The organism is Mycobacterium sp. 050128 (assembly GCF_036409155.1).
In the GTDB taxonomy this organism is placed as follows: Bacteria; Actinomycetota; Actinomycetes; order Mycobacteriales; family Mycobacteriaceae; genus Mycobacterium.
Genome location: NZ_JAZGLW010000001.1, coordinates 1,076,276 through 1,098,974, shown reverse-complemented (window position 1 = coordinate 1,098,974; position 22,699 = coordinate 1,076,276). Strand labels below are relative to the sequence as shown.

Sequence of the window (22,699 nt, the reverse complement as noted above, 5' to 3'; positions counted from 1 at the left end):
GCTCGAACGCCCCGCTAGCCGGGCGTTCGAGACCCAGCGCCCGGCTGGCCGGGCTAGTCGGCAGCGCCTGAGGCAGACTGAGGTCTTGACTGTGAGCTGTCTCACAGTAGTATGACCAGTGGTCATTCAACGCAAGGAGGCGTGATGCCGACGGTGACATGGGCGCGGGTCGACCCCGCTCGTCGCGAGGCGATCATCGATGCCGCGGAGGCCGAATTCGGGGCGCACGGATTCTCCGGCGGCAGCCTGAACGTCATCGCGCGCCGGGCCGGCGTCGCCAAGGGCAGTCTCTTCCAGTACTTCGCGGACAAGCGCGACCTGTTCGCGTTCATCGCCGACATCGGCAGCCAGCGGGTGCGCGTCTACATGGAAGACATGATCCGCGTGCTCGACCCCAACCGCCCCTTCTTCGACTTTCTCACCGACCTCCTCGACGGCTGGGTCGCCTACTTCGCCGAGCATCCGCGGGAGCGGTCGCTGCACGCCGCGGCCACCCTGGAGGTCGACACCGAGGCCCGCGTCAGTGTGCGCAGCGTCATCCACCGTCATTACCTCGAGGTGCTGCGGCCGCTGGTGCGCGTCGCCCAGACCCGCGGCGACCTGCGCGCCGACGCCGACACCGACGTGCTGTTGTCGCTGCTTTTGCTGATCTTTCCGCACCTGGCGCTGGCCCCCTACATGCGCGGCCTGGACCCCATCCTCGGGCTCGACGAGCCCAGCCCCGAGCAGCCGGCGCTGGCCGTGCGCAGGCTCGTCGCCGCTCTGGCATCCGCATTCGCGGCGTTGCCGGCCACACCGAATGCCTCCGTTAACCCAGCCCCATTGCGATCTGAGGAGGTCACATGAATCGAACCCGAATCGGCTCAATGTCCCAAGGCGGTCTCAACTGGGATAGCCTGCCGCTCAAGCTCTTTGCGGGCGGCAATGCGAAATTCTGGGATCCGGCCGACATCGACTTCTCTCGCGATCGGGAAGACTGGGAACGCCTGACCGACGACGAACGCAGCTACGCGACCCTGCTGTGCGCCGAGTTCATCGCCGGCGAGGAATCGGTGACCCAGGACATCCAGCCGTTCATGGCCGCGATGCGGGCCGAGGGCCGGCTCGGCGACGAGATGTATCTGACGCAGTTCGCCTTCGAGGAGGCCAAGCACGTTCAGGTGTTCCGGATGTGGCTCGACGCCGTCGGCGTCACCGAGGACCTGAACAACCTTATCGACGACGTGCCGACCTACCGCACGATCTTCTACGAGGAGCTGCCGGCGTGCCTGAGCGCGTTGACGCTCGACGCCTCTCCGGCCGCCCAGATTCGGGCGTCGGTGACCTACAACCACATGGTCGAAGGCATGCTGGCGCTGACCGGTTACTACCTCTGGCACAAGATCTGCGTGGAACGCGACATCCTGCCCGGCATGCAGGAATTGGTCCGGCGCATCGGCGACGACGAGCGACGCCACATGGCGTGGGGCACCTTCACCTGCCGGCGCCACGTCGCCGCCGACGACGCCAATTGGGGTGTCTTCGAAACGCGGATGAACGAGCTGATGCCGCTCGGACTGCGGCTGATCGAGGAGGGCTTCGCCCTCTACGATCCGATGCCCTTCGGTCTGTCGGCCGACGACTCCATGCAGTACGCGTCCGACAAGGGCATGCGCCGCTTCGGCACCATCTCCAGCGCCCGCGGCCGCCCGCTCGGCGAGATCGACCTCGACTACTCACCGCTGCAGCTCGAAGACACCTTCGCCGAGGAGGACGAGAAGGTGCTGGCGGGCATCCATTAGAGCCCCGAGTGTGGGCCTAGCGCACCGGAATCCTCTCGAATCCGTCCGTAGGCCCCACGCTCGGCGCGGAGCCTAGCCGACCCAGACGGTCTTGGCGTTGCAGAACTCGCGGATGCCGAGGCCGGCGAGTTCGCGGCCGTAGCCGGAGCGCTTGATGCCGCCGAACCCGAGTTCGGGGTAGGACACGGTCATCCCGTTGATGAAGACCTGGCCGGCCTCGATGTCGTCGATGAAGCGCTGCTGTTCGGCCTCGTCGTTGGTCCAGGCGTTGGAACCCAGCCCGAAGGTGGTGGCGTTGGCGATCTCGATGGCCTCGTCGATGTCGGCGGCGCGGTACATCGAGGCGACCGGACCGAAGACCTCCTCGGTGTAGAGCGCCATGTCCTTGGTGATCTCGGTGACCACCGTCGGCGGGTAGTACCACCCCGGCCGGTCGGGAGTCTTTCCGCCGCAACGGATTTTCGCGCCGGCCGCGACGGCGTCGTCGACCTGCTTGGCGATTTCGTCGCGGCCCGATTCGGTGGCCAGCGGGCCCACGTCGGTGTCCGGGTCGGTCGGGTCGCCGACCGTGAGGGCGGCCATGCGCTCGACGAACTTGTCGACGAAGGCGTCGTAGATGTCGGTGTGCACGATGAACCGTTTGGCGGCGATGCAGGACTGCCCGTTGTTTTGCACGCGGCCGGTGACGGCGGTCTTGACGGCCTCGTCGAGGTCGACCGACGGCATCACGATGAACGGGTCGCTGCCGCCGAGCTCGAGCACGGTGGGCTTGATCTCGTCGCCACAGATCGCCGCGACCGATTGACCGGCCGGCTCGCTGCCGGTCAGGGTGGCCGCCGCCACGCGCGGGTCGCGCAGGATGCGCTCAACCGCACTCGATGACACCAGCAGCGTCTGGAAGCAGTCCGCGGGGAACCCGCCGCGGGCGATGACATCGGACAGATACAGCGCCGACTGCGGCACGTTGGACGCGTGCTTGAGCAGGCCGACGTTGCCGGCCATCAGCGCCGGCGCGGCGAACCGCACGGCCTGCCACAGCGGGAAGTTCCACGGCATCACCGCCAGCACCACCCCAAGCGGCTGCCAGCGCGTGTAGGCCTTTTTCGCACCGACCTTGTCGGCCTCGGCCGGCTCGTCGGCCAGCAGGCGCTCGGCGTTCTCGGCGTAGTACCGAAAACCCTTGGCGCACTTGAGCGCTTCGGCCTTGGCCGATTTCAGGGTCTTACCCATCTCCAGGGTCATCATCGCCGCGACTTCGTCGGCCTCTTTGTCCAACAGGTCGGCGGTGGCGTTGGCCCATTCGGCGCGCTGCGCGAACGTGGTGCTGTGCCGGTAGTCCAGGAACCGCGCGTGCGCACGCGCGATCGCGGCATCGACTTCGTCGTCTGTCGCGGGGGTGAAGGTCTTCACGGTCTCGCCGGTGGCCGGGTTAGTAGTCGCGATCGACACGCTGACATCCTTCGGTTGCGAGGGTTGATAAAACGTCCGCTATCCAGATTGCCACTATCGTGGCGACAGGGAGGTGGCGGATGAGTACAGCGGCTCGGCTGATGGTTCAGTGCCTGGAAAACGAGGGTGTCTCGGTGGTCTTCGGGCTGCCCGGCGAGGAGAACATCCGGTTCGTCCAGGCCTTGGCGTCCTCGCAGATCCGCTACGTGCTGACCCGCCACGAGCAGGCCGCGGCGTTCATGGCCGAGATGTATGGACGCGTGACGGGCCGGGCGGCCGTGGTGTCGGCCACGTTGGGCCCGGGGGCGATCAACATGCAGCTCGGGGTGGCCGACGCCACCACCAACAGCACCCCGATGGTCGCGATCTCCGCGCAGGTCGGTCAGGACCGCCAATTCAAGGAATCGCATCAGTACGTCGACCTGGTCTCGATGTTCGCCCCGATTACCCGCTGGGCCGACGGTGTGCCCACCGCACGCGCGATCCCGGAGATGTTCCGCAAGGCGTTCAAGGTCGCCGAGGCCGAACGCCCGGCTGCGGTCTACCTCGCGGTGCCCGAGCACATCGACGCCGACGAGACCGACTACGAGCTGAGCCCGCTACCGCGCAACGTGGTGCGCGCCGAGGCACCGGCTCCCGGACAGATTGAACGCGCGGTCGACATCCTGCGCGGCGCCAAGCGGCCGGTGGTGCTGGCCGGGCACGGTGCCGCGCGCGCCGATGCCACCGCGGCATTGGTCCGGTTCTCCGAGGACTTCGGCATTCAGGTCGCCAACACCTTCCACGGCAAGGGCGTCATGCCCGACGATCACCCCAACAGCATCGGGACCATCGGCTTCATGCGCCACGACTACGTCAACTTCGGGTTCGACAACGCCGACGTCGTGATCGCGGTCGGCTACGAACTGCAGGAATTCGACCCGGTCCGGATCAACCCGCAAGCCGACAAACAGATCATCCACATCCATCGCTTCCCGGCCGAGGTCGACATGCACTACCCGGTCGGTGTCGGGATCATCGGCGACATCAGTGCTTCGCTCAACGCCCTGACCGAAGCCCTCGCGGGTCACAGCATCGAGCACGCCGACGAGGTACCCGGGTCCGGCCTGCTCGCCGAGGAATTCGCTCGGGGACAACAGGATTCGCGTTACCCGCTCGCGCCCCAGCGAATTGTCGCCGACATCCGGGCCGCGCTGGGCCGCAGCGACGTCGTGCTCGTCGACACCGGCGCGACCAAGATGTGGATGGCCCGGCTCTACCCGACCTATGAGCGCAACACCTGCCTTGTCTCGAATGGCTTGTCCACCATGGCCTTTGCGCTTCCAGGAGCGCTGGGAGTCAAGCTGGCCCGCCCGGAGTCCAAGGTGCTTGCCGTGGTGGGTGACGGCGCCTTCCTGATGAACTCGCAGGAAATCGAGACCGCGGTGCGAGAGAAGATACCGCTGGTGGTGTTGATCTGGGAGGACGGCGGTTACGGCCTGATCGAGTGGAAGATGGATCTCGAGCTCGGCAACCACTACTACGTGAAGTTCGACAACCCCGACATCGTGCAGTACGCCGAAAGCTTTGGCGCCAAAGGATATCGGATCAGCAGCGCCGACGAATTGTTGCCGACGCTACAGGCCGCGCTCGCCGACGACGGGGTGTCGCTGATCGCCTGCCCGGTGGACTACTCCGAGAATTTGCGGCTGACCGACCGGCTCGGCGAACTGGACGATACGCTGTAGGCCTTCGTGGATGTTCCTCAGCGAACGCCGTCGCGGGCGCCGACCCCTGGGCAGCCTCGGCTGACCCGGATCAGCCGGCGGGCGGTGCTGTCGTCTTCTGCAGCGTCATCGGCGACACGTATTGGCCCACCAGTGCGCGGTGCCACCACGCCCGATCGCGCCGCAACTCCGCCGGCGTGGTGAAGCGGTACTGGTAGAGCTGGGCTCGCACATAGCGCGGCGGCGAGTCCGGAAAAGGATTGTGCCGCAACAGCCGCAGCGTGACCCGATCGTTGCGCAGCAGTCGTTGCAGTAACGGCTTCAGCCATGGCTGGGCGTAACCCGGTGAGATGGCGGCAAACCACATCAGCCAGTCCAGCCGCAAATGATAGGGCGCCCACTGGCGCGGCAAGCGCCCGAGAGCGCCGGGTTTGCCCTTGAATTCGTATTCCTTCCACACCGTCTGCGCGCTGAGCCGCGGTTCGTCGGTGCCCTCGATCACCACCTCCCGGCGGACACGGCCGATGCTGCCGAAGGCGCCGTAGGTGTTAACCAAATGAAAGGGGTTGAACGACATGTTCATTCGCTGACGAGGTGACAACATGTTGCGCACCGGCCAGTACGTCAGGAACAGCACCGCGCCGGCCAAGCCCACCACCAAGACCACGAACCACAGCGGCGCCGCCGATACCGCGAGATGTCCGGGTATCGGCACCAGCAGCGCGGCCGCCGAATCGTCGATGGCGCTGAACGCCAGCAAGATCGTCAACCAATTGAGCCAGGCGAAGTTGCCCGACATCACCAGCCATAGTTGCGTGACCACGACGATCGCCGCGGCCACGCTGGCCACCGGCTGGGGCGCGAACAACCCGAACGGCACCACCAGCTGCGCGAAGTGGTTGCCCGCCACCTCAATTCGATGCAGCGGCTTGGGCAGGTGATGGAAGAACCAGCTCAGCGGACCCGGCATCGGCTGGGTTTCGTGGTGGTAGTACAGGCAGGTCAGGTCGCGCCAGCATGCGTCGCCGCGCATCTTGATCAGCCCGGCGCCGAACTCGACCCGAAACAGCAGCAGTCGCGCCATCCACAACGTCAGCATCGGCGGTGCGACGCGGTCGTTGCCGAGGAAGATCATCAGGAATCCGCTTTCCAGCAAAAGGGATTCCCAGCCGAACGAATACCACGCTTGCCCGACGTTGACGATCGAAAGGTAGAGCACCCACAGCATCAGCCAGATCGACATCGCGGCCCACAGCGGTAGCAGGTCGGCCGCGCCAACGACCACGGCCGCCGACAGCGCGGCGCCGAGCCAGGACACCGAGGCGAACAGCCGATCGGAGTAGTGCAGCGCAAAGATGCTGGGCGATCGCCACCATGACTGCCCCGCCAAAAACCGCGGCACCGGCAGGATTCCGTGCTCGCCGATCAGGGCGCGGAACTGCAGCGCGGCGGCGACGAACGCGATCAGGTAGATGGCCGCCACGCCGCGCTCGAGCACGAACCTGCCCAACCAGTAGTCGGGGGCTGAAAACCATTCCATGGCCACAACTCCTCGGACAGCGGCGGTCATACGATTCCGCGTTTCCAGTCAACCAGCCGATGCACGGCCAGCCAACGCCGGAGACGCTATTGGTCGCGTGCCGGGCGCCCGCGATCGGGCAGGGCGATCGCCGAGGCGGCGACCGCCGCCAGCGAAATCAAGGCCAGCAGTTGGACATTCGCGGAATGCCCGGAGTACCCGTCGACCGACCGCCAGGGATGCCGCGACAGCGCCGCACCGGCCAGAATCAGTCCGCCCGCACTGGCGGCGACGGTGATCCGGTCGCGCAACCGCTCGCGATCACGCAGCGCGTACCGCAGGCCAAGAGCGGCGCCGATCACGACGACCCCCGCCACGCCGGCGATCACCGCCCCGGCCGCCAGCAGCGGCGCCGCCGCCCAGGGCCCGGGCGTCCACGGTGGCGCCGGGGGGTCGTCGGACCGGCCGCGCCGGCGCCACAACGCGAGCATGGCCAACATCGGCAGCAATGCCAGGCCCGCGGCCAGCCCGACCCGGTACAGCGAGTTGGACGCGAAGCTCAGCGTGATCGTGCCGGGATCTCCGGCGGGCACCATCCAACCCTGCTGCCATCCGTTGACGGCCACCGGCGTCAACCGGGTCCCGGTGCTGGTGCGTGCCACCCAGCCGGGGTTGATGCTTTCGGGAATGACCAGCACCCGGGAGGTGGGCGACGCCGGGGCCCGCACTTCGCGACGGTCGGGCCCCCACGCCCCCGTGGCGGCCGGCACCGTCGAAATCCCGGTGGGGCCGGGCGATTCGGCGGTCGAGAGTTGTGCCCCGTCCACGACGAACTGGGCGCCGGGGCTGATCAACAATTCCTGTTGCCCGGTCGGCAGCGCGATCGGATTGGGATCGCAGGCGCTCACCGCTGTCGGCTCGCCGTCCAGCAGCGCTCCCGCCGTGGTCCGGATCGAGGTGTGCACGAACCGGCCCGCGACCGCGATGACCGGGCCATGGTCGCAGTCGACGACGATCTCGCGCGACCGGTTGCGCGCCGCGTCGGCGGTGGCGATCGGGTTGCCGTCGGCGCCCAGCGCCGCGACCTCGGCCAGCCCCGGCGGTTTGAGCTGGTCGAAGCCCAGCGCGTTGCGGTCGATGACGTCTTGCCAGTCCAGCAGGCTGACGGTGACGGTGTCGGTGACCCGGGGCCGCAACGACAGCGTTTGGGGCAGCGCCGCCCCCACGTCGCTCGGCGGGAGTTTGCGGACCTGCGGGCCGTCGCCGAGGTTGACGGCCACCACCGTCGGCCGCGCGGGCAACGTCGACCGGCTGGGCAGCAGCCGCAACCCGGCGACCTCGGTCGGCTTGGGCAAGACCAGCGTCAGCGTCGGCGCGCTCTTGTGTTGCACCACGCGCTGCGGCGCCGTCCAGGCGGTGGCCGGATCGCCGTCGGTGGCCGCGTAGGCTGAACCGAGGATGTCCACCGTGTCCGAATCACCTTGGGACCGAGTCGTATTCGGCTCGGCGATCAGGTCGGCCAAGTTGGGGCCCTGCCGGGGCCGCACCCACAACCGCGGGGTCACCGACACCGGCGCCCGAACGGTCAGGGTGCGGCTGAAATTCACCGGCTCCTCCGGAGCCAGCGCCATCGACGGTGCGCAGCGCACGCTGTCGCCCGCCGCGGCGCAGCCCGGCCGGCCGAGCAGTTCGGTGCCCAAATCCCAGCCCGTGACCGTCGAGCCCTGCGGCGGACCGGGCACTCGCACGGTGTGCCGCAGGTCGACCGGGTGCGCGAAGCCCGACGCGTCGTACTGGCTGATCGACAGGTCGGTGATGCCGAACTGCACGCCGCTGGATCCGTCGTCGGTGCCGGCGGCGGTGATCCGCACCCACGGGGTTTCGCCGTAGGGCAGCGCCGCGGTGAGCGGCTTGCCGGGCTGATCGAAGCGCAGCGTGGTACTGCCGGTGGCGGTGTCGATCACGATGCGACGGACCTGGGAACCCACCGCGGTCGCGCTGGGTGTGAGGGTGAGCGCGGCGTTGGTGACCGGGTGGTCGAAGTTCACCTGCATCCACTGCCCGACCGCGGCTTGCAGGGCATTGGTCACCCATGCGGTGGCCGGATCGCCGTCGATCGCGGCGGCGGGGGAGGTCGCCGGAGCGACATCGGGCATTGCGGTCGAATCCGACGACGAACTCGAGACCGTGATCCGGCCGCCGTTCCACCCACCGAATACCGGTTCGGCGCCCGGGACCGGATAGTCGGGCACCCGGTTGAAGGTATGCCGGGTGTCGCCGTCGGCGCGGATCGCCGACGAGTGTTCGTCGACGCGGCCGTAGTCGGTCTCCCGCGCCGCCGGGGTGTCCGTCACCGTCACGACCGGCACGGGCAGGTTGGCAGCGCGGGCGTCGGTGGTCAGCAGCACCGGACCCAGTGGCTGCTGGCCCAACAGCCGGCGGCGTTCGTCGAGACGCAGCAGCACTTCGGGTCCGCCGTCGACGCGGGGCAGCTGATCGATGTCGGCGAAGTAGGGGGCGCCGGGATTGCCGGGAGCTGCCACCTGATAGATCTCGACCGCCGGATAGCGCGGCCGCAGCCCACTGTCGGCGACGAACCCCGGCAACGTGCCAGGCCCCACCGGCTCGCCGAATTGCGCCGCCTTCAGCAGCCGCGGCGACCCGTCGATGGTGCGATGCACCAGGATCGGGCGTGCCGAACGCGATGCGTCGGGATCCAGGTCGTTGCGCACCACCACATACGAAATACCTTGGCGGGCAAGGGTATCGGCCAGCCCGGCGGACGGGAGGCCGGCGGCGAACAGGCGTTGTACCGAATCCAGCGCCCGGATGGTTTGCGGCGGGGTCAACGGGATGGAGTCGCGCACGCCCCACGGGCCGCTGCCGAGCACCTGCAGCGGCTCGTCGTGGGTGGTGCCCCACATCTGCGTGGCGAACGGTGCACCCGGGACAACCAGCACCCGTCCGGGCGTGGGCGTGCCGGTGTTGTGCGCGCTGAGCCAGTCGGCGGCGTCGTGCCAGTAGCGGGGGATCGCGCTGAACGTGCCCGGCGGTGCCAGGCGCGCGGTCCACGCCAGCGAGGTGCTGACCAGCAGCGCGGTCAGCACCACCACCGTCACGGCGACCCGCCTGTCGCGCTCGGGGTGGGCGAACGCGCCCACCCACTGCGCCCGTGGCGCGCTGCCCGGTAGCGGAACCCGGCCCAGCAGCGCGGCGACGCCCAGCACGATCGGGATCCGGATGACCGACTCCACCTTGTGCACGTTGCGCAGCGGTGCGCCCGCGGCGTCCAGGAACAGCTGCACCGCATGCGCCAGCGGCGAACCCAGCCCGCCTCCCGATCCGGCCGAGTAGCCGACGGCCATCAGCACCACCCCGACCAGCAGCATCGTCACCAGCCGTCCGCGGGCCGGCATCCCGGTGCCGGCGAGCCCGGCCAGCCCGGCCGCCGCGACCAGGCAGGTCGCCAGGATGGCCGCCGATCCGGTGACCAGCGGCGCGCCCGCGGTCGCGGTCGGGGCCACGAACGGCGTCCAGCTGTCGGTACCGCGCAACATCTCGACCAGCGACGACCATTGCGTCGTCACACCCGAGGATTCGATGAAGTCCAGGAACGGCGGACTGACGTTACGCAGCAGCACCAGCGCGACGACCCACCACAGCATCGCCAGCACGAGACTCAACAGCCACCACCCCGTGTAGCGCCACCACAAGCGATTCGGCCGATGACAGGCCCACCAGATCACCGCCGGCAGGCAACCCGCCAGCGTGGCGATCGCGTTGACCGCGCCCATCAGCGCGACGGCCAGCCCCGCTTGGCCGGCCAGTGCCCGCACCGATCTGCCGCCGCCACCCCGCAAAGCCAGGATCGTCGGCAGCAACACCCACGGCGCCAGCATGATCGGCAAGGTTTCCGACGAGATCGAACCGAGCGTGGTCAGCACCCGCGGGCTCAACGCGAACGCGGTGGCGCCGATCAGACGCGATGTCGGGCTGCCGATCCCGAGCGCCTCGGCGACCCGCAGCAAGCCCCAGAAGCCGACCGTCAGCAGCAATGCCCACCACAGCCGCTGGGTCATCCAGCCCGGCACGCCGAGCAGGTGGCCGATCGCGAAGAACGCACCGTGCGGAAACAGATAGCCGTAAGCCTGATTCTGCGTCTGGCCGAATGGCAGCTCGCTGTTCCACAGGTTCGTCGCGCGGGCCAGGAAGCGCAGCGGGTTGGCGGTCAGGTCCAGCTTGGTGTCGGGGGACACCTGCCCGGGGGATTGCGCGAACGTCAGCGCCAGACAGATCGCGCCGACCAGCAACAGCCAGCGCCGGGACAGCGGAGTGACGGAAAAACCCGCGGCCGAGTCCGCCGCCGGCGGATTACGTGCCGGCTCCGATGGGGGTAATTCACTGCGCGCGGCGTCATCCTGCACTGACGACCCGCTGCGCCCGGCGTCTTCCTGTTGTGGCGACCCGCCGCGCCCGCGATCGCCGCTAGCTACGGTTGCCGTATTCGACCCGGTTGAGCACTGACGACTGCGGATCGCCCCCGGGAAGTGGCGGCTTCGTGTCCTGTTGCACCATCAGGGTGACCCCGAAGATCGCGGCCGCGCCCAGCAACAAACCAACCACCACACTCGCGGCAGCGGGCGCAATGATCCGGTTCATCGGTCTCCTCGGGGTTCGCGGTGTCACGGAGGACTACCCGAAAGTCAACCTAGCAGAACGGCCGTCCCGGTCCGCTGAGCGTCAGTCACGGCACCGGTATGCAGTGACCGTGCCAACAGCGGTCGCCGTACTGCACGGGGTAGGGCACGGAAAGGCTGCGCACTGCCGGGACGGTCTGCACCGGCGCCGTGCTGTGATCCTCGACGGCGAGCGTTACGCCAATGGTCGCCGCGGCACCGATCGTCAGCCCCGCCGCGATGCCGGCGACAGCGGCCAGCGTGCACCCGGTCATCGCCTGGCTCCTCCCCTTGCCAGTCAAATTGGGTCTGCAGCCAACGTAGCCGGGAGGGCGGCTCCTACCCGTGAGGCAGCGCCGCGGGTCGCGTCAGGGCTGCAGTTCCGGCGGCAGTGCCGGTATCGGCGGGATCTGGTTCAAGCAGTCGTCCGGGTTGTCGCACGGGAGGCAATACCCGCCGATGCACCGGTCGCCGTACTGCACGAGGTAGTGCGAGGACGGGTTGGACGGGGCTCGGGCCGGCACCATGGTGTGGTCTTCGGCCGCGAGCGTGACGCCGACGGTGGCGACGGCACCGATCGCCATACCCGCGGCGATACCTGCCGCGGCTGCCAGCGTGAAGGCAGTCATCGCTGCCTCCTCCCTGCCTGTCCTCGCGGGCGTGTGGCTAACGTATCCCGGCCACGCGGTCGGCGCCCACGGATTCGCCCAGTCGGGCGCGCATCGACGCGCATACCCGTCGTGACACCATGTCCCGATGCCTTTTCCGCGCACTCTGGCCGTGCTGGTCGCCGCCACCGCTGTGGTGGCGGGGTGTGGGCACGACACCGGCCGGCCCCCCGCATCCACGAGCAGCAAGGTGGTCGCCGCACCTCCGGCGCCTCCGGTTTGCGGTGACCCCACGGCCAAGCTGTCGACCCGCGACAAGCTGGCCCAGTTGCTGATGGTCGGGGTGAAGAACGCCGACGACGCCCGCGCGGTCGTCAACGGCTACCACGTCGGCGGCATCTTCATCGGCAGCTGGACGGACCTGGACATCTTCAAGGGCCCACTGGCCGAGATCGCGGGCAGCGCGGGGCCGCTGCCGCTGGCGGTCAGCGTCGACGAAGAAGGCGGCCGGGTCTCGCGGCTGAAATCGCTGATCGGGACCGCCCCCTCACCCCGGCAGCTGGCCCAGACCCAAACCGTCGAGCAGGTCCACGACCAGGCGGCGCAACGCGGCAAGAAAATGCACGACCTGGGCATCACCGTCGACTTCGCCCCGGTGGTCGATGTCTCCGACGAGCCGGACGACGCCGTGATCGGGAACCGCTCGTTCAGCAACGACCCGGCTGTCGTCACCGCTTACGCCGGGGCCTACGCGCAGGGCCTGCGCGACGCCGGAGTGCTGCCGGTGCTCAAACACTTCCCCGGCCACGGGCACGGGTCCGGGGATTCGCACAAGGGCGGCGTCGCCACGCCGCCGCTGAGCGACCTGCAAACCAGCGACCTGGTGCCGTACCGGACGCTGATCACCGCGACCCCCGTCGCTGTCATGGTGGGCCACCTGCAGGTTCCCGGACTGACCGGCGACGACCCGGCCAGTTTGAGCCGGCCCGCGGTGCAATTGCTGCGCGACGGCATCGGCTACGGGGCCCCACCCTTCAACGGGCCGGTGTTCAGCGACGACCTGTCCAGCATGGCCGCAATCTCCGATCGGTTCGGCGTTGCCGAAGCGGCGCTGCGGAGTTTGCAGGCCGGCATCGACGTCGCGCTGTGGGTCACCACCGACGAAGTCCCCGCGGTCCTGGACCGCCTCGAAAAGGCAGTATCCGCAGGCGAATTGGCGTTGCCGGCGGTGGACCAATCGCTGGTTCGGGTGGCGACGATGAAGGGACCCGCCCGGACTTGTGGACACTGAACGGCCGCTCGATCGTTACCCTGGAGTCAGATTGACACAGCCCGAAGGGCTGGAAAGGGCGCAGCGATGGCAGGTGGTACCAAGCGGCTACCGCGTGCTGTCCGGGAACAGCAGATGCTTGACGCGGCCGTGCAGATGTTCTCGGTCAACGGCTACCACGAGACGTCGATGGACACCATCGCCGCCGCGGCCGAGATTTCCAAGCCGATGCTCTACCTGTATTACGGCTCCAAAGAGGACTTGTTCGGCGCCTGCCTGAATCGCGAGATGACCCGGTTCATCGACGCGGTGCGCGCCGACATCGACTTCACTCAAAGCCCGAGAGACTTGCTGCGCAACACCATCGGGTCGTTCCTGCGCTACATCGACGCCAACCGAGCGTCCTGGATCGTGATGTACACCCAGGCCATCAGCTCGCAGGCGTTTGCCCACACCGTGCGTGAGGGACGTGAGCAGATCATCGAGCTGGTTGCCGGCCTGGTCCGGGAAAACAGTCGCACGCCGCGCACGGATGCCGAGCATCAGATGATGGCCGTCGCACTGGTGGGCGCCGGCGAGGCGATGGCCAACCGGCTGTCCACCGGCGACATCGACGTCGACGAGGCGGCCGAGCTGATGATCGACTTGTTCTGGCACGGCCTTCGCGGCGTGCCGGTGGATCAGGACGTCAGCGCCTCGACGCGCAATGCGGGCTAGATTCGTCCAGTGCCCCGCGTGCGCGCCTGGACCTCGGGACGCAATGTCGACTTCTTCTGTGCCGTCGTCATTGTGGGCCTGTTGGCCGGGGTCGCCGGGCTGTCGACGACGTTCGTGCTGCACATCGTTTCGCACCTGACCTACAACTACAGTTTCGGCACCCTGCTGGCCGGGGTCGCCGGCAGCAGTCCGGTCCGCCGTGCGCTGGGGCCGATGGTCGGCGCGTCGCTGGCCGGGCTGGGCTGGTGGGTGTTGCGGCGCCGGGCCGAGGTGCCGCCGCTGGCCGGAACCATCGCCCGCCACGAACGGATACCGCGACTGTCTTGGAGCATCGACGCCATGCTGCAGGTGCTGTTGGTCGGCTCGGGGGCATCCCTGGGCCGGGAGGGCGCGCCACGCCAATTCGCGGCTGCGCTGAGCGATTTCGGGACCGGCTGGCTGAGGCGGCTGTCCAGCCGCGACCGCGAGATCCTGCTGGCTTGCGCGGCGGGCGCCGGGCTGGGCGCGGTGTACGCCGTGCCGCTGGCCGGCGCGTTGTTCTCGGTGCGGATCATGCTCAACACCTGGCATCCCCGGGCGCTGGGCGCGGCATGTCTGACCTCCAGCCTGGCCGTCGCGATCGGCTCGGCCATCACCCGCGATCAGCCCAACCTGGAGTGGCCGATCGGGGAGTCCACCTACCTGCTGACCGCGCACGGGCTGATCATGGCCCCGGTTGCGCTGGTCGCGGGCCTGGCGTTCAACCGGCTGATGGCGGTGGCACGCCCGGCCCGCCAGATCCGCAGCTGGGTGCTGATCCCCGGCCTCGCCGGCGCCGGGCTGGTGATCGGTGTCTGCTCGCATTGGTTGCCCGAATTGCCCGGCAACGGCCGCAGCATCCTGACCGTCAGCCTGGCCAGCGGGCTGACGCTGACCGCGGCGATCGCGATCCTGGTGTTGAAGCCGCTGCTGACCGCGCTGTTCCTGCGCGCCGGCGGTGCCGGCGGGATGCTCACGCCGTCGCTGGCCACCGGTGCGGCCGCCGGGGCGGTGCTGGTGTTGACGATCAATTGGATCGCCGGGATACACCTACACGTGCCGGCGGTCTCGCTGACCGGCGCCGCCGGGGTACTCGCGGTCACCCAGGGCTCGCCGATCTGGGCCGCGATCTTCGTCTGGGAGCTGGCCCGGCCGCCGCTATGGCTGTTCGGAGTTTTCCTGCTGACCGCGACCGGCGCGCACGGCCTGAAAAAGCTGCTCAGCGTGCGCGCGCAGAAGCACGACGAACGCGCCGGCTGAGCCGCTCGCTACAGCGGACGGACGCTGCCGGTCAGATGCGGATAGCCCTTGGCGATATTGCGCAGCGAAAGCTCCCAGCTGCCCCGGTCGTTCTCCTCGATGTAGAGGCCCATGGTCGCGGGCAGGATCACCGGCTTGCCGAACCGCACCGAGTACTTCGCCGCGTCGGGTATCCGGGCTTCGATGTTGGCCAATACCGCTGCGGCACTGAACATTCCGTGTGCAATGACGGTCGGGAATCCGAATAGCTTGGCGGCGATCGGGTTGGTGTGGATCGGGTTGTGATCTCCGCCGATGACGGCATAGCGGCGGATCTGGCCCGGCGTGATCCGCAGCACGGCGGGCGGCGGCGGCAGCTTCGGCTGTTTCTGCGGTGGGGGTTTGGGTTCGTCGGACAAGCTGGTGCGCTGCTGATGCAGGAAGGTCGTCACCTGATGCCAGGCGGTTTCGTTGCCGACATGTAAGTCGGTCACCAGGTCGACGAGCAGCCCCTTGCGGTGCTCGCGCAGATTCTCGGCGTGCACCCGCACCCCGACGGTGTCGGTTACCGCGATCGGCCGGTACTGCGTGATGTGGTTCTCGGTGTGCACCGAACCCATTGCGGCGAACGGGAAGTCAAAACCCGTCACCAACGACATCACCGCCGGGAAGGTCAGCGCGAACGGGTAGGTGAGTGGCACATTGTTGCCGTAGCGCAGACCCGTGATCGCGGCGTACTCGGCCACGTTCGTCTGGTCGATCGGCAGTTCCTCGATGGTCACCGTGCGGCTGGGCAGCTGATCCGTCCGGGACACCAGGGGCAGCGCCCCGGCGGCCGCTCGCAGCATGTTCCGCAGGCCGCTTGGCTGATTCATTCGTTCTCCTTGAACTCGGGCTGAATTGTCCGCCTCCTCAGCGAGCCGTTCCCGCCCGCATCGTCACCGGGCTCACGCGCCCAGCATGGCCTGGCCGCAGACGCGAATGACGTTGCCGGTCACCGCGTTCGACGCCGGACTGGCGAAGTAGGCGATCGTCTCGGCGACGTCGACCGGCTGCCCGCCCTGCAACAGCGAGTTCATCCGGCGGCCCACCTCGCGGGTGGCCAGCGGAATCGCTTCGGTCATCTTGGTTTCGATGAATCCCGGCGCCACCGCGTTGATCGTGATGCCCTGCTCGTGCAGCTGGGGCGCCAGCGCCTGGGTGAGGCCGATCATCCCGGCCTTCGTGGTGGCGTAGTTGGTCTGCCCGCGGTTGCCGGCGATGCCGGCCATCGACGACAGGCCGATCACCCGGCCACCTTCACCGATGCTGCCGTTTCCGATCAGCCCTTCGGTAAGTCGTTGCGGAGCAAGCAGATTGACGGCCAGGACGGAGTCCCAGCGGGCGTCATCCATGTTGGCGAGCAACTTGTCGCGCGTGATGCCGGCATTGTTGACCAGCACATCGGCGTGCCCGGCGTAGTGGTCGCGCAGGTGCTCGGTGATCTTGTCGACGGCGTCGTCGGCGGTGACGTCGAGCCAAAGCGCTGTGCCGCCCACCCGGCTCGCGGTTTCGGCCAGCGCCTCGGCAGCAGACTCCACGTCGATGGCGACGACGCGCGCACCGTCGCGGGCGAACACCTCGGCGATCGTCGCGCCGATGCCGCGGGCGGCGCCGGTCACGATCGCCACCTTGCCATCCAGCGGCCGGTCCCAGTCCGCCGGCGGGGTGGAATCGTCGGCGCCCAGGTAGAAGACTTGGCCGTCGACGTAGGCCGACTTGGCCGAAAGGATAAACCGCAGAGTCGATTCCAGGCCCGTCGCGGCCGGTTTGGCCTCCGGCGACAGGTAGACCAGCGCGACGGTCGAACCGTGCCGCAGCTCCTTGCCCAGCGAGCGGGTGAAGCCCTCCAGCGCGCGCTGTGCGATCCGCTCGTCGGTGCCGGCCGCGGCGTCCGGTGTGGTGCCGACCACAACCACGCGCGCGCAGTGGGAAAGATTACGCAGTAGCGGTGTGAAGAAATCGTGCAGCGCCTTGAGTCCCTTGGGCGTCGTAATACCGGTGGCGTCGAAGACCAGCCCGCCGAATCGGTCGGCCCAGCGGCCACCCAGATTGTTGCTGACCACGTCGTAGTCGTTGTCCAGCGCCGCCCGCAGCGGCTCGACGACCCTGCCTTCGCCGCCGATCAGCAAGGATCCGGGCAAGGGTGGGTCACCGGCGGAGTACCGGCGCAGGTTCTCGGGTTGCGGGACACCGAGTTGCTTTGCCACGAAGCTTCCGGGACCGGAGTTGACAACTTGTGAGAACAGATCGGACGAACGATTGGGAGCCACTGAGCTGCCTTCCGTTTCTTGAGTGCCGTACATGCCAACCGTATCGGGGACGAACTTACTGCAGAGTAAGAACCGTGGGTAGTATGGGTCCCAACGGCCAATCCCCCAAACTGAAAATTGGAGATGAACGTGGCCCCTGCAAGTTCGCAGCCAAGTAATCGGGCAGCTCAGACGAGTTTGAAGTCCCGGCGACGCGTCGCCGTGCTGGGCGGCAATCGCATTCCGTTCGCACGGTCCGACGGTGCTTACGCCGAGGCGTCCAATCAAGACATGTTCACCGCGGCCCTGGGTGGCCTGGTGGACCGGTTCGGGTTGGGCGGGCAAACACTGGGCGTCGTCGTCGGCGGCGCGGTGCTCAAACACAGCCGCGACTTCAACTTGACGCGTGAGTGTGTGCTGGGGTCCGAATTATCTTCGTACACACCGGCTTTCGACATTCAACAAGCGTGCGGTACCGGTTTGCAGGCGGCCATCGCGGCCGCGGACGGCATCGCGTCGGGCCGCTACGACGTCGCCGCCGCCGGCGGGGTGGACACCACGTCCGACCCGCCGATCGGCTTGGGCGACAATCTGCGCCGCACCCTGCTGAAGTTGCGCCGGTCCAAGTCCAACCTGCAACGGCTGAAGCTGGTGGGCACGCTGCCCGCCACCCTCGGCGTCGAAATCCCGGCCAACAGCGAGCCGCGCACCGGGCTGTCGATGGGCGAGCATGCCGCCATCACCGCCAAGCAGATGGGGATCAAGCGGGTCGACCAGGACGAGTTGGCGGTCGCCAGCCACCACAACATGGCCGCGGCCTACGACCGGGGCTTTTTCGACGACCTCATCACCCCCTTCCTGGGCCTGTACCGCGACGACAACCTGCGGCCCAACTCCAGCACCGAGAAGCTCGCCACGCTGCGCCCGGTATTCGGCGTCAAGGCCGGCGACGCGACGATGACGGCGGGCAACTCGACGCCGTTGACCGACGGCGCCTCGGTCGCCCTGCTGGCCACCGAAGAGTGGGCCGCCGAGCATTCGTTGCCCGTGCTGGCCTACCTGGTGGACGCGGAGACCGCCGCGGTCGACTACGTCAACGGGCGGGACGGGCTGCTGATGGCGCCGACGTATGCGGTGCCCCGGCTGCTGGCTCGCAACGGCCTGAGCCTGCAGGACTTCGACTTCTACGAGATCCACGAGGCCTTTGCGTCGGTGGTGCTGGCGCATCTGCAGGCGTGGGAGTCCGAGGAGTACTGCAAGGAACGGCTGGGGCTCGACGCCGCGCTCGGCTCGATCGACCGGTCCAAACTGAACGTCAACGGCTCGTCGCTGGCCGCCGGCCACCCGTTCGCGGCCACCGGCGGGCGCATTCTCGCCCAGGCCGCCAAACAACTGGCCGAGAAGAAAACCGAGCGCAACGGCGGGGGCCCGGCGCGGGCGCTGATCTCGATCTGTGCGGCCGGTGGGCAGGGTGTAGCCGCCATTTTAGAGGCCTGACCTGCGGTTGGGCGTTAACACCCGATCCGCGCCGGTAGCGAATGAGGTTCGTCACAGCTGATTAGCGCGACCAGGCGACGGGTAACCGTTGTGCGGATTGTCCCGTGTTGTGGTCTGACCCCCCGACCCCGACGGCAACACGGGGCGTCCCCCATTTCGACCGCCGGTTTGAATTGACGGGCGTACGAAAAGGGCCGCCGCTGGTTTGAGGGGATCCAGCGGCGGTCTTTTTGGTACCGCCCGCCAGAGACTCAAAATCCCCCGCTTCAGCGTGGAAGCGGGGGATTTTGCGTGTTCTGGTCGGGCGCTTAGAAGGCGGCCTCGTCGAGCTCCATGATGTCGTTGTCCAGCGTCTCGATCACCTCGCGGGTGCTGGCCAACAGCGGCAGGAAGTTCTTCGCGAAGAACGACGCGACCGCGATCTTGCCCTCGTAGAAGGACCGGTCAGCACCACTGGCGCCGGCGTCGAGCGCCTGCACGGCCACCGCCGCCTGACGCTGCAGCAACCAGCCGATCACCAGGTCACCGACGCTCATCAGGAAGCGCACCGAACCCAGGCCCACCTTGTACAGGCTGGAGATGTCCTCCTGGGCCGCCATCAGGTAGCCGGTCAGGGTGGCCGCCATCGCCTGGACGTCTTCCAGGGCCTTGGCCAGGTGCTCGCGCTCCGTCTTCAGCCGGCCGTTGCCGGTCTCGGCGTCGACGAACTTCTGGATCTGCTCCGACACATGCGCCAGTGCCACACCCTTGTCGCGGACGATCTTGCGGAAGAAGAAGTCCTGCGCCTGGATGGCCGTGGTGCCCTCGTAGAGGGAGTCGATCTTGGCGTCCCGGATGTACTGCTCGATCGGGTAGTCCTGCAAGAAGCCGGACCCACCGAACGTCTGCAGGCTCTCGGTCAGCTTCGCGTAGGCCTGCTCGGAGCCCACACCCTTGACCACCGGCAGCATCAGGTCGTTGACCTTGACCGCCAGGTCGGCGTCCACACCGTGGAGCGCCTCGGCGACAGCCGCGTCCTGGTAGGTCGCGGTGAACAGGTACAACGCGCGCAGACCCTCGGCGTAGGCCTTCTGGGTCATCAGCGACCGGCGCACGTCCGGGTGATGAGTGATGCTCACCCGCGGTGCGGTCTTGTCGGTCATCTGGGTCATGTCGGCGCCCTGCACGCGGGACTTCGCGTACTCCAGCGCGTTCAGGTAACCGGTGGACAGCGTGGCAATTGCCTTGGTGCCGACCATCATCCGCGCCATCTCGATGACCTCGAACATCTGCGCGATGCCGTTGTGCACGTCGCCGACCAGCCAGCCCTTGGCGGGCACGTCGTGCTGACCGAACGACAACTCACACGTCGCGGAGACCTTCAGGCCCATCTTGTGCTCAACGTTGGTGACGAACACCCCGTTGCGCTCGCCGAGCTCGCCGGTTTCGTGGTCGAACAGGAACTTCGGCACGATGAACAGCGACAGTCCCTTGGTGCCGGGGCCGGCGCCCTCGGGGCGGGCCAGCACCAGGTGCACGATGTTCTCGAACAGGTCGTCAGAGTCGGCGGACGTGATGAACCGCTTGACGCCGTCGATGTGCCAGGAGCCGTCCTCCTGCTGGACCGCCTTGGTGCGGCCGGCGCCGACATCCGAGCCGGCGTCCGGCTCGGTCAGCACCATGGTCGCGCCCCAGCCGCGCTCGGCGCACATCACGGCCCACTTCTTCTGCTCCTCGGTACCGAGGTGGTAGATGATGTTGGCGAAACCGGCGCCGCCGGCGTACATCCACACCGCCGGGTTGGCGCCCAGGATGTGCTCGTGCAGGGCCCACACCAGCGCCTTGGGCATCGGCATGCCGCCCAGCACCTCGTCGATGCCGGCCTTGTCCCAGCCGGCCTCGACCACGGCCCGAACGGACTTCTTGAAGGACTCGGGCAGCGTCACCGCGTGAGTCTTCGGGTCGAACACCGGCGGATTGCGGTCGCCGTCGACGAACGACTCGGCGACCGGCCCCTCGGCCAGCCGGCTCATTTCGGTAAGCATTTCTTGGGCGGTGTCGGCATCGAGGTCGCTGAATGCGCCTTGGCCGAGCGCCTGGTCAACGCCCAACACCTCGAACAGGTTGAATACCTGGTCGCGGACGTTGCTCTTGTAGTGGCTCACTACTCTCCTCCTCGTTGAGAATGCCACGCTGTGGTTGAGTACTTTGGCTAAGTTACCCACCAGTAACACCGCTAAATATAGCCGTTAGATCAGTGGGCGCAAAGTCAATGTGAGCTAGATTTCATTGTCTAATTAACCAACCGGTTGGGATAGCCCGGCTCACGCCTTCGACAGCTTCTCTACCTGCGGCGACAATGGAACCGTGACCGGTGTGAAGAGCGTCACCGACTTGCCGGTGGTGGACCTGACAGCCGATATCGGCGTCCTGCGCGAGGGTCTTCGCGAGGCCGCTCATGAGGTGGGTTTCTTCTATTTGACCGGCCATGGTGTGCCGCGGGAGCTCGTCGCGCGAGTGCTCGAAGTGGCCCGCGCGTTGTTCGCGCTGCCGCAGGCCGACAAGGACGCCGTGGCGATGCTGCGCAGCCCGCATTTCCGCGGTTACACCCGGCTGGGTGGCGAGCTAACCCTCGGCGAGGTGGATTGGCGCGAGCAGATTGATATCGGACCGGAGCGATCGCCGGTGGGCGGACCGGGCCGGCCCGACTACCTGTGGCTGCAGGGTCCCAACCAGTGGCCGGCGGCGCTGCCCGAGTTACCGGCGATCATCGCCGAGTGGGACGCCGCCCTGTCGCGAGTGGCCCGCACCCTGCTGCGGCACTGGGCGGCCTCGCTGGGCAGCCCGCCAGACGTGTTCGACGCCGCCTTCGCCGAGACGCCGGCCACGCTGATCAAGGTCATCCGCTACCCCGCCCGCGCGGCCAGCGCGCAGGGCGTGGGTGCGCACCGGGACTCCGGGGTGCTGACGTTGCTGCTGGCCGAGCCGGGCAGTCGGGGACTGCAGGTGCGCCGGGGCGGTGGTGCCGACGGAGGCTGGCTCGATGTCGCTCCGCTGGATGGGGCGTTCATCGTCAACATCGGCGAGCTGCTCGAGGTCGCGACCGGCGGCTACCTGCGTGCCACCGAACACCGGGTGAATCTGGGCGGCGGGACCGCCGAGCGAATTTCGATCCCGTTCTTCTTCAATCCCCGGCTGGATGCTCAGATACCAGTGCTGTCGCTGCCCACTGAGTTACTGTCTCTCGCCGCGCGCACCGATAAGACCTGGACACCCAACGAAAATCCGTCGGACCCGATCTACTCGGTTTACGGCCGCAACGCCTGGAAGAGCAGGCTGCGGGCGCACCCGGATGTGGCTGATGCGCACGGTTATTCGACGGGTAGGGTCAGAAACGCGAATCCGTCGTCGGCTCAAGGGGCGAATGAAGTCCAGTGAATGCATCGAACAAGCTGACACCGTCCACACTTCGTGACGCCTTCGGTCACTTCCCATCCGGCGTGGTGGCGATCGCCGCCGAGGTTTCGGGAGTCCGGGTGGGACTGGCCGCCAGTACCTTTGTGCCCGTCTCGTTGGACCCGCCGCTGGTCTCGTTCTGCGTGCAGAACACCTCGACCACCTGGCCCAAGCTCAAGGACCTGCCGATGTTGGGCATCAGCGTGCTCGGCGAGGCGCACGACGAGGCCGCTCGCACCCTGGCCGCCAAGACCGGAGACAGGTTCGCCGGTCTGGAGACGGTGTCCTATAACTCCGGCGCGGTCTTCATCAAGGGCACCGGTCTGTGGCTGGAGAGCGCGATCGAGCAGGTGATCCCGGCCGGGGACCACGTCATCGTCGTCCTGCGGGTCAACGAGGTGGCGGTTGACCCCGGGGTGGCGCCGATCGTCTTCCACCGCAGCGTCTTTCGCCGTCTCGGCGCCTGAGCCGTCCGTCGCCTGAAGTAGGCGTC

At 67.8% G+C, this 22,699-nt stretch carries 18 protein-coding genes; 9 read left to right on the top strand and 9 right to left on the bottom strand.

Annotated elements, in window-relative coordinates:
- The first annotated feature begins 144 nt into the window (after positions 1-144).
- Both SKC41_RS05330 and SKC41_RS05325 read left to right on the top strand, forming a co-directional pair.
- Positions 145-846: a TetR/AcrR family transcriptional regulator gene (locus SKC41_RS05330; RefSeq protein ID WP_330976668.1), complete on the top strand. Its 702-nt coding sequence runs from the start codon at positions 145-147 to the stop codon at positions 844-846.
- The gene (locus SKC41_RS05325; protein WP_330976667.1) at positions 843-1,781 is read left to right on the top strand and encodes a R2-like ligand-binding oxidase; all 939 of its coding nucleotides are present in this window, start codon (positions 843-845) and stop codon (positions 1,779-1,781) included. Before SKC41_RS05330 ends, SKC41_RS05325 begins: the two co-directional genes overlap by 4 nt.
- 72 nt (positions 1,782-1,853) lie before the next feature.
- Here the strand turns inward: SKC41_RS05325 and SKC41_RS05320 are convergent, their stop codons facing one another.
- The gene (locus tag SKC41_RS05320; RefSeq protein ID WP_330976666.1) at positions 1,854-3,230 is read right to left on the bottom strand and encodes an NADP-dependent succinic semialdehyde dehydrogenase; all 1,377 of its coding nucleotides are present in this window, start codon (positions 3,228-3,230) and stop codon (positions 1,854-1,856) included.
- Positions 3,231-3,310: 80 nt separating this feature from the next.
- On the opposite strand from SKC41_RS05320, the gene SKC41_RS05315 reads away from it, so the two are divergent.
- Positions 3,311-4,957 (top strand): acetolactate synthase large subunit, encoded by a 1,647-nt coding sequence (locus SKC41_RS05315; protein WP_330976665.1) that lies wholly within the window; start codon positions 3,311-3,313, stop codon positions 4,955-4,957.
- Between the two features lie 70 nt (positions 4,958-5,027).
- On the opposite strand, the gene SKC41_RS05310 is transcribed toward SKC41_RS05315, so the two are convergent.
- The 5 genes from SKC41_RS05310 to SKC41_RS05290 all read right to left on the bottom strand — a co-directional run bounded on the left by SKC41_RS05310 (position 5,028) and on the right by SKC41_RS05290 (position 11,760).
- Positions 5,028-6,476: a lipase maturation factor family protein gene (locus SKC41_RS05310; RefSeq protein ID WP_330976664.1), complete on the bottom strand. Its 1,449-nt coding sequence runs from the start codon at positions 6,474-6,476 to the stop codon at positions 5,028-5,030.
- Between the two features lie 86 nt (positions 6,477-6,562).
- Positions 6,563-10,783, bottom strand: a complete 4,221-nt coding sequence (locus tag SKC41_RS05305; protein ID WP_330978755.1) for an alpha-(1->3)-arabinofuranosyltransferase — start codon at positions 10,781-10,783, stop codon at positions 6,563-6,565.
- A 157-nt stretch (positions 10,784-10,940) separates the two neighbouring features.
- Positions 10,941-11,114 carry a DUF2613 domain-containing protein gene (locus SKC41_RS05300; RefSeq protein WP_066947240.1) on the bottom strand — a complete coding sequence of 58 codons (174 nt, stop codon included), beginning with the start codon at positions 11,112-11,114 and terminating at the stop codon, positions 10,941-10,943.
- An 85-nt stretch (positions 11,115-11,199) separates the two neighbouring features.
- Positions 11,200-11,406: a DUF2613 family protein gene (locus tag SKC41_RS05295; RefSeq protein WP_330976663.1), complete on the bottom strand. Its 207-nt coding sequence runs from the start codon at positions 11,404-11,406 to the stop codon at positions 11,200-11,202.
- 93 nt (positions 11,407-11,499) lie between these two features.
- The gene (locus tag SKC41_RS05290; protein ID WP_330976662.1) at positions 11,500-11,760 is read right to left on the bottom strand and encodes a DUF2613 family protein; all 261 of its coding nucleotides are present in this window, start codon (positions 11,758-11,760) and stop codon (positions 11,500-11,502) included.
- A gap of 127 nt (positions 11,761-11,887) precedes the next feature.
- On the opposite strand from SKC41_RS05290, the gene SKC41_RS05285 reads away from it, so the two are divergent.
- The 3 genes from SKC41_RS05285 (at position 11,888) to SKC41_RS05275 (ending at position 15,004) form a co-directional block, all read left to right on the top strand.
- Positions 11,888-13,030, top strand: a complete 1,143-nt coding sequence (locus SKC41_RS05285; RefSeq protein ID WP_330976661.1) for a glycoside hydrolase family 3 N-terminal domain-containing protein — start codon at positions 11,888-11,890, stop codon at positions 13,028-13,030.
- A 66-nt stretch (positions 13,031-13,096) separates the two neighbouring features.
- Positions 13,097-13,726 carry a TetR/AcrR family transcriptional regulator gene (locus SKC41_RS05280; protein ID WP_330976660.1) on the top strand — a complete coding sequence of 210 codons (630 nt, stop codon included), beginning with the start codon at positions 13,097-13,099 and terminating at the stop codon, positions 13,724-13,726.
- Positions 13,727-13,744: 18 nt separating this feature from the next.
- The gene (locus tag SKC41_RS05275; RefSeq protein WP_442931664.1) at positions 13,745-15,004 is read left to right on the top strand and encodes a chloride channel protein; all 1,260 of its coding nucleotides are present in this window, start codon (positions 13,745-13,747) and stop codon (positions 15,002-15,004) included.
- 8 nt (positions 15,005-15,012) lie between these two features.
- Here SKC41_RS05275 and SKC41_RS05270 read toward each other — a convergent pair whose 3' ends face one another.
- Both SKC41_RS05270 and SKC41_RS05265 read right to left on the bottom strand, forming a co-directional pair.
- Positions 15,013-15,858 carry a MaoC/PaaZ C-terminal domain-containing protein gene (locus tag SKC41_RS05270; RefSeq protein ID WP_330976658.1) on the bottom strand — a complete coding sequence of 282 codons (846 nt, stop codon included), beginning with the start codon at positions 15,856-15,858 and terminating at the stop codon, positions 15,013-15,015.
- A 72-nt stretch (positions 15,859-15,930) separates the two neighbouring features.
- Positions 15,931-17,295, bottom strand: a complete 1,365-nt coding sequence (locus tag SKC41_RS05265) for a 3-oxoacyl-ACP reductase (protein ID WP_330976657.1) — start codon at positions 17,293-17,295, stop codon at positions 15,931-15,933.
- Between the two features lie 123 nt (positions 17,296-17,418).
- Between SKC41_RS05265 and SKC41_RS05260 the strand changes: the two genes are divergently transcribed.
- Positions 17,419-18,771, top strand: a complete 1,353-nt coding sequence (locus SKC41_RS05260; RefSeq protein ID WP_330976656.1) for an acetyl-CoA C-acetyltransferase — start codon at positions 17,419-17,421, stop codon at positions 18,769-18,771.
- Between the two features lie 308 nt (positions 18,772-19,079).
- On the opposite strand, the gene SKC41_RS05255 is transcribed toward SKC41_RS05260, so the two are convergent.
- Positions 19,080-20,915 (bottom strand): acyl-CoA dehydrogenase, encoded by a 1,836-nt coding sequence (locus tag SKC41_RS05255; protein WP_330976655.1) that lies wholly within the window; start codon positions 20,913-20,915, stop codon positions 19,080-19,082.
- 202 nt (positions 20,916-21,117) lie between these two features.
- Here SKC41_RS05255 and SKC41_RS05250 point away from each other — a divergent pair, with 202 nt between their 5' ends.
- Both SKC41_RS05250 and SKC41_RS05245 read left to right on the top strand, forming a co-directional pair.
- A complete protein-coding gene (locus tag SKC41_RS05250) occupies positions 21,118-22,188 on the top strand; it encodes an isopenicillin N synthase family dioxygenase (RefSeq protein ID WP_442931562.1) in 1,071 nt (356 codons plus the stop codon).
- Positions 22,185-22,673, top strand: a complete 489-nt coding sequence (locus SKC41_RS05245; RefSeq protein WP_330976654.1) for a flavin reductase family protein — start codon at positions 22,185-22,187, stop codon at positions 22,671-22,673. The genes SKC41_RS05250 and SKC41_RS05245 overlap by 4 nt, the downstream gene beginning before the upstream one ends.
- The last annotated feature ends 26 nt before the right edge of the window (positions 22,674-22,699 follow it).

Coding starts and splice junctions, on each gene's coding strand:
- SKC41_RS05330 (WP_330976668.1), top strand. CDS start 145: ATGCCGACGGTGACATGGGCGCGGGTCGACCCCGCTCGTCGCGAGGCG.
- SKC41_RS05325 (WP_330976667.1), top strand. CDS start 843: ATGAATCGAACCCGAATCGGCTCAATGTCCCAAGGCGGTCTCAACTGG.
- SKC41_RS05315 (WP_330976665.1), top strand. CDS start 3,311: ATGAGTACAGCGGCTCGGCTGATGGTTCAGTGCCTGGAAAACGAGGGT.
- SKC41_RS05310 (WP_330976664.1), bottom strand. CDS start 6,476: ATGGAATGGTTTTCAGCCCCCGACTACTGGTTGGGCAGGTTCGTGCTC.
- SKC41_RS05300 (WP_066947240.1), bottom strand. CDS start 11,114: ATGAACCGGATCATTGCGCCCGCTGCCGCGAGTGTGGTGGTTGGTTTG.
- SKC41_RS05295 (WP_330976663.1), bottom strand. CDS start 11,406: ATGACCGGGTGCACGCTGGCCGCTGTCGCCGGCATCGCGGCGGGGCTG.
- SKC41_RS05290 (WP_330976662.1), bottom strand. CDS start 11,760: ATGACTGCCTTCACGCTGGCAGCCGCGGCAGGTATCGCCGCGGGTATG.
- SKC41_RS05285 (WP_330976661.1), top strand. CDS start 11,888: ATGCCTTTTCCGCGCACTCTGGCCGTGCTGGTCGCCGCCACCGCTGTG.
- SKC41_RS05280 (WP_330976660.1), top strand. CDS start 13,097: ATGGCAGGTGGTACCAAGCGGCTACCGCGTGCTGTCCGGGAACAGCAG.
- SKC41_RS05270 (WP_330976658.1), bottom strand. CDS start 15,858: ATGAATCAGCCAAGCGGCCTGCGGAACATGCTGCGAGCGGCCGCCGGG.
- SKC41_RS05260 (WP_330976656.1), top strand. CDS start 17,419: ATGAACGTGGCCCCTGCAAGTTCGCAGCCAAGTAATCGGGCAGCTCAG.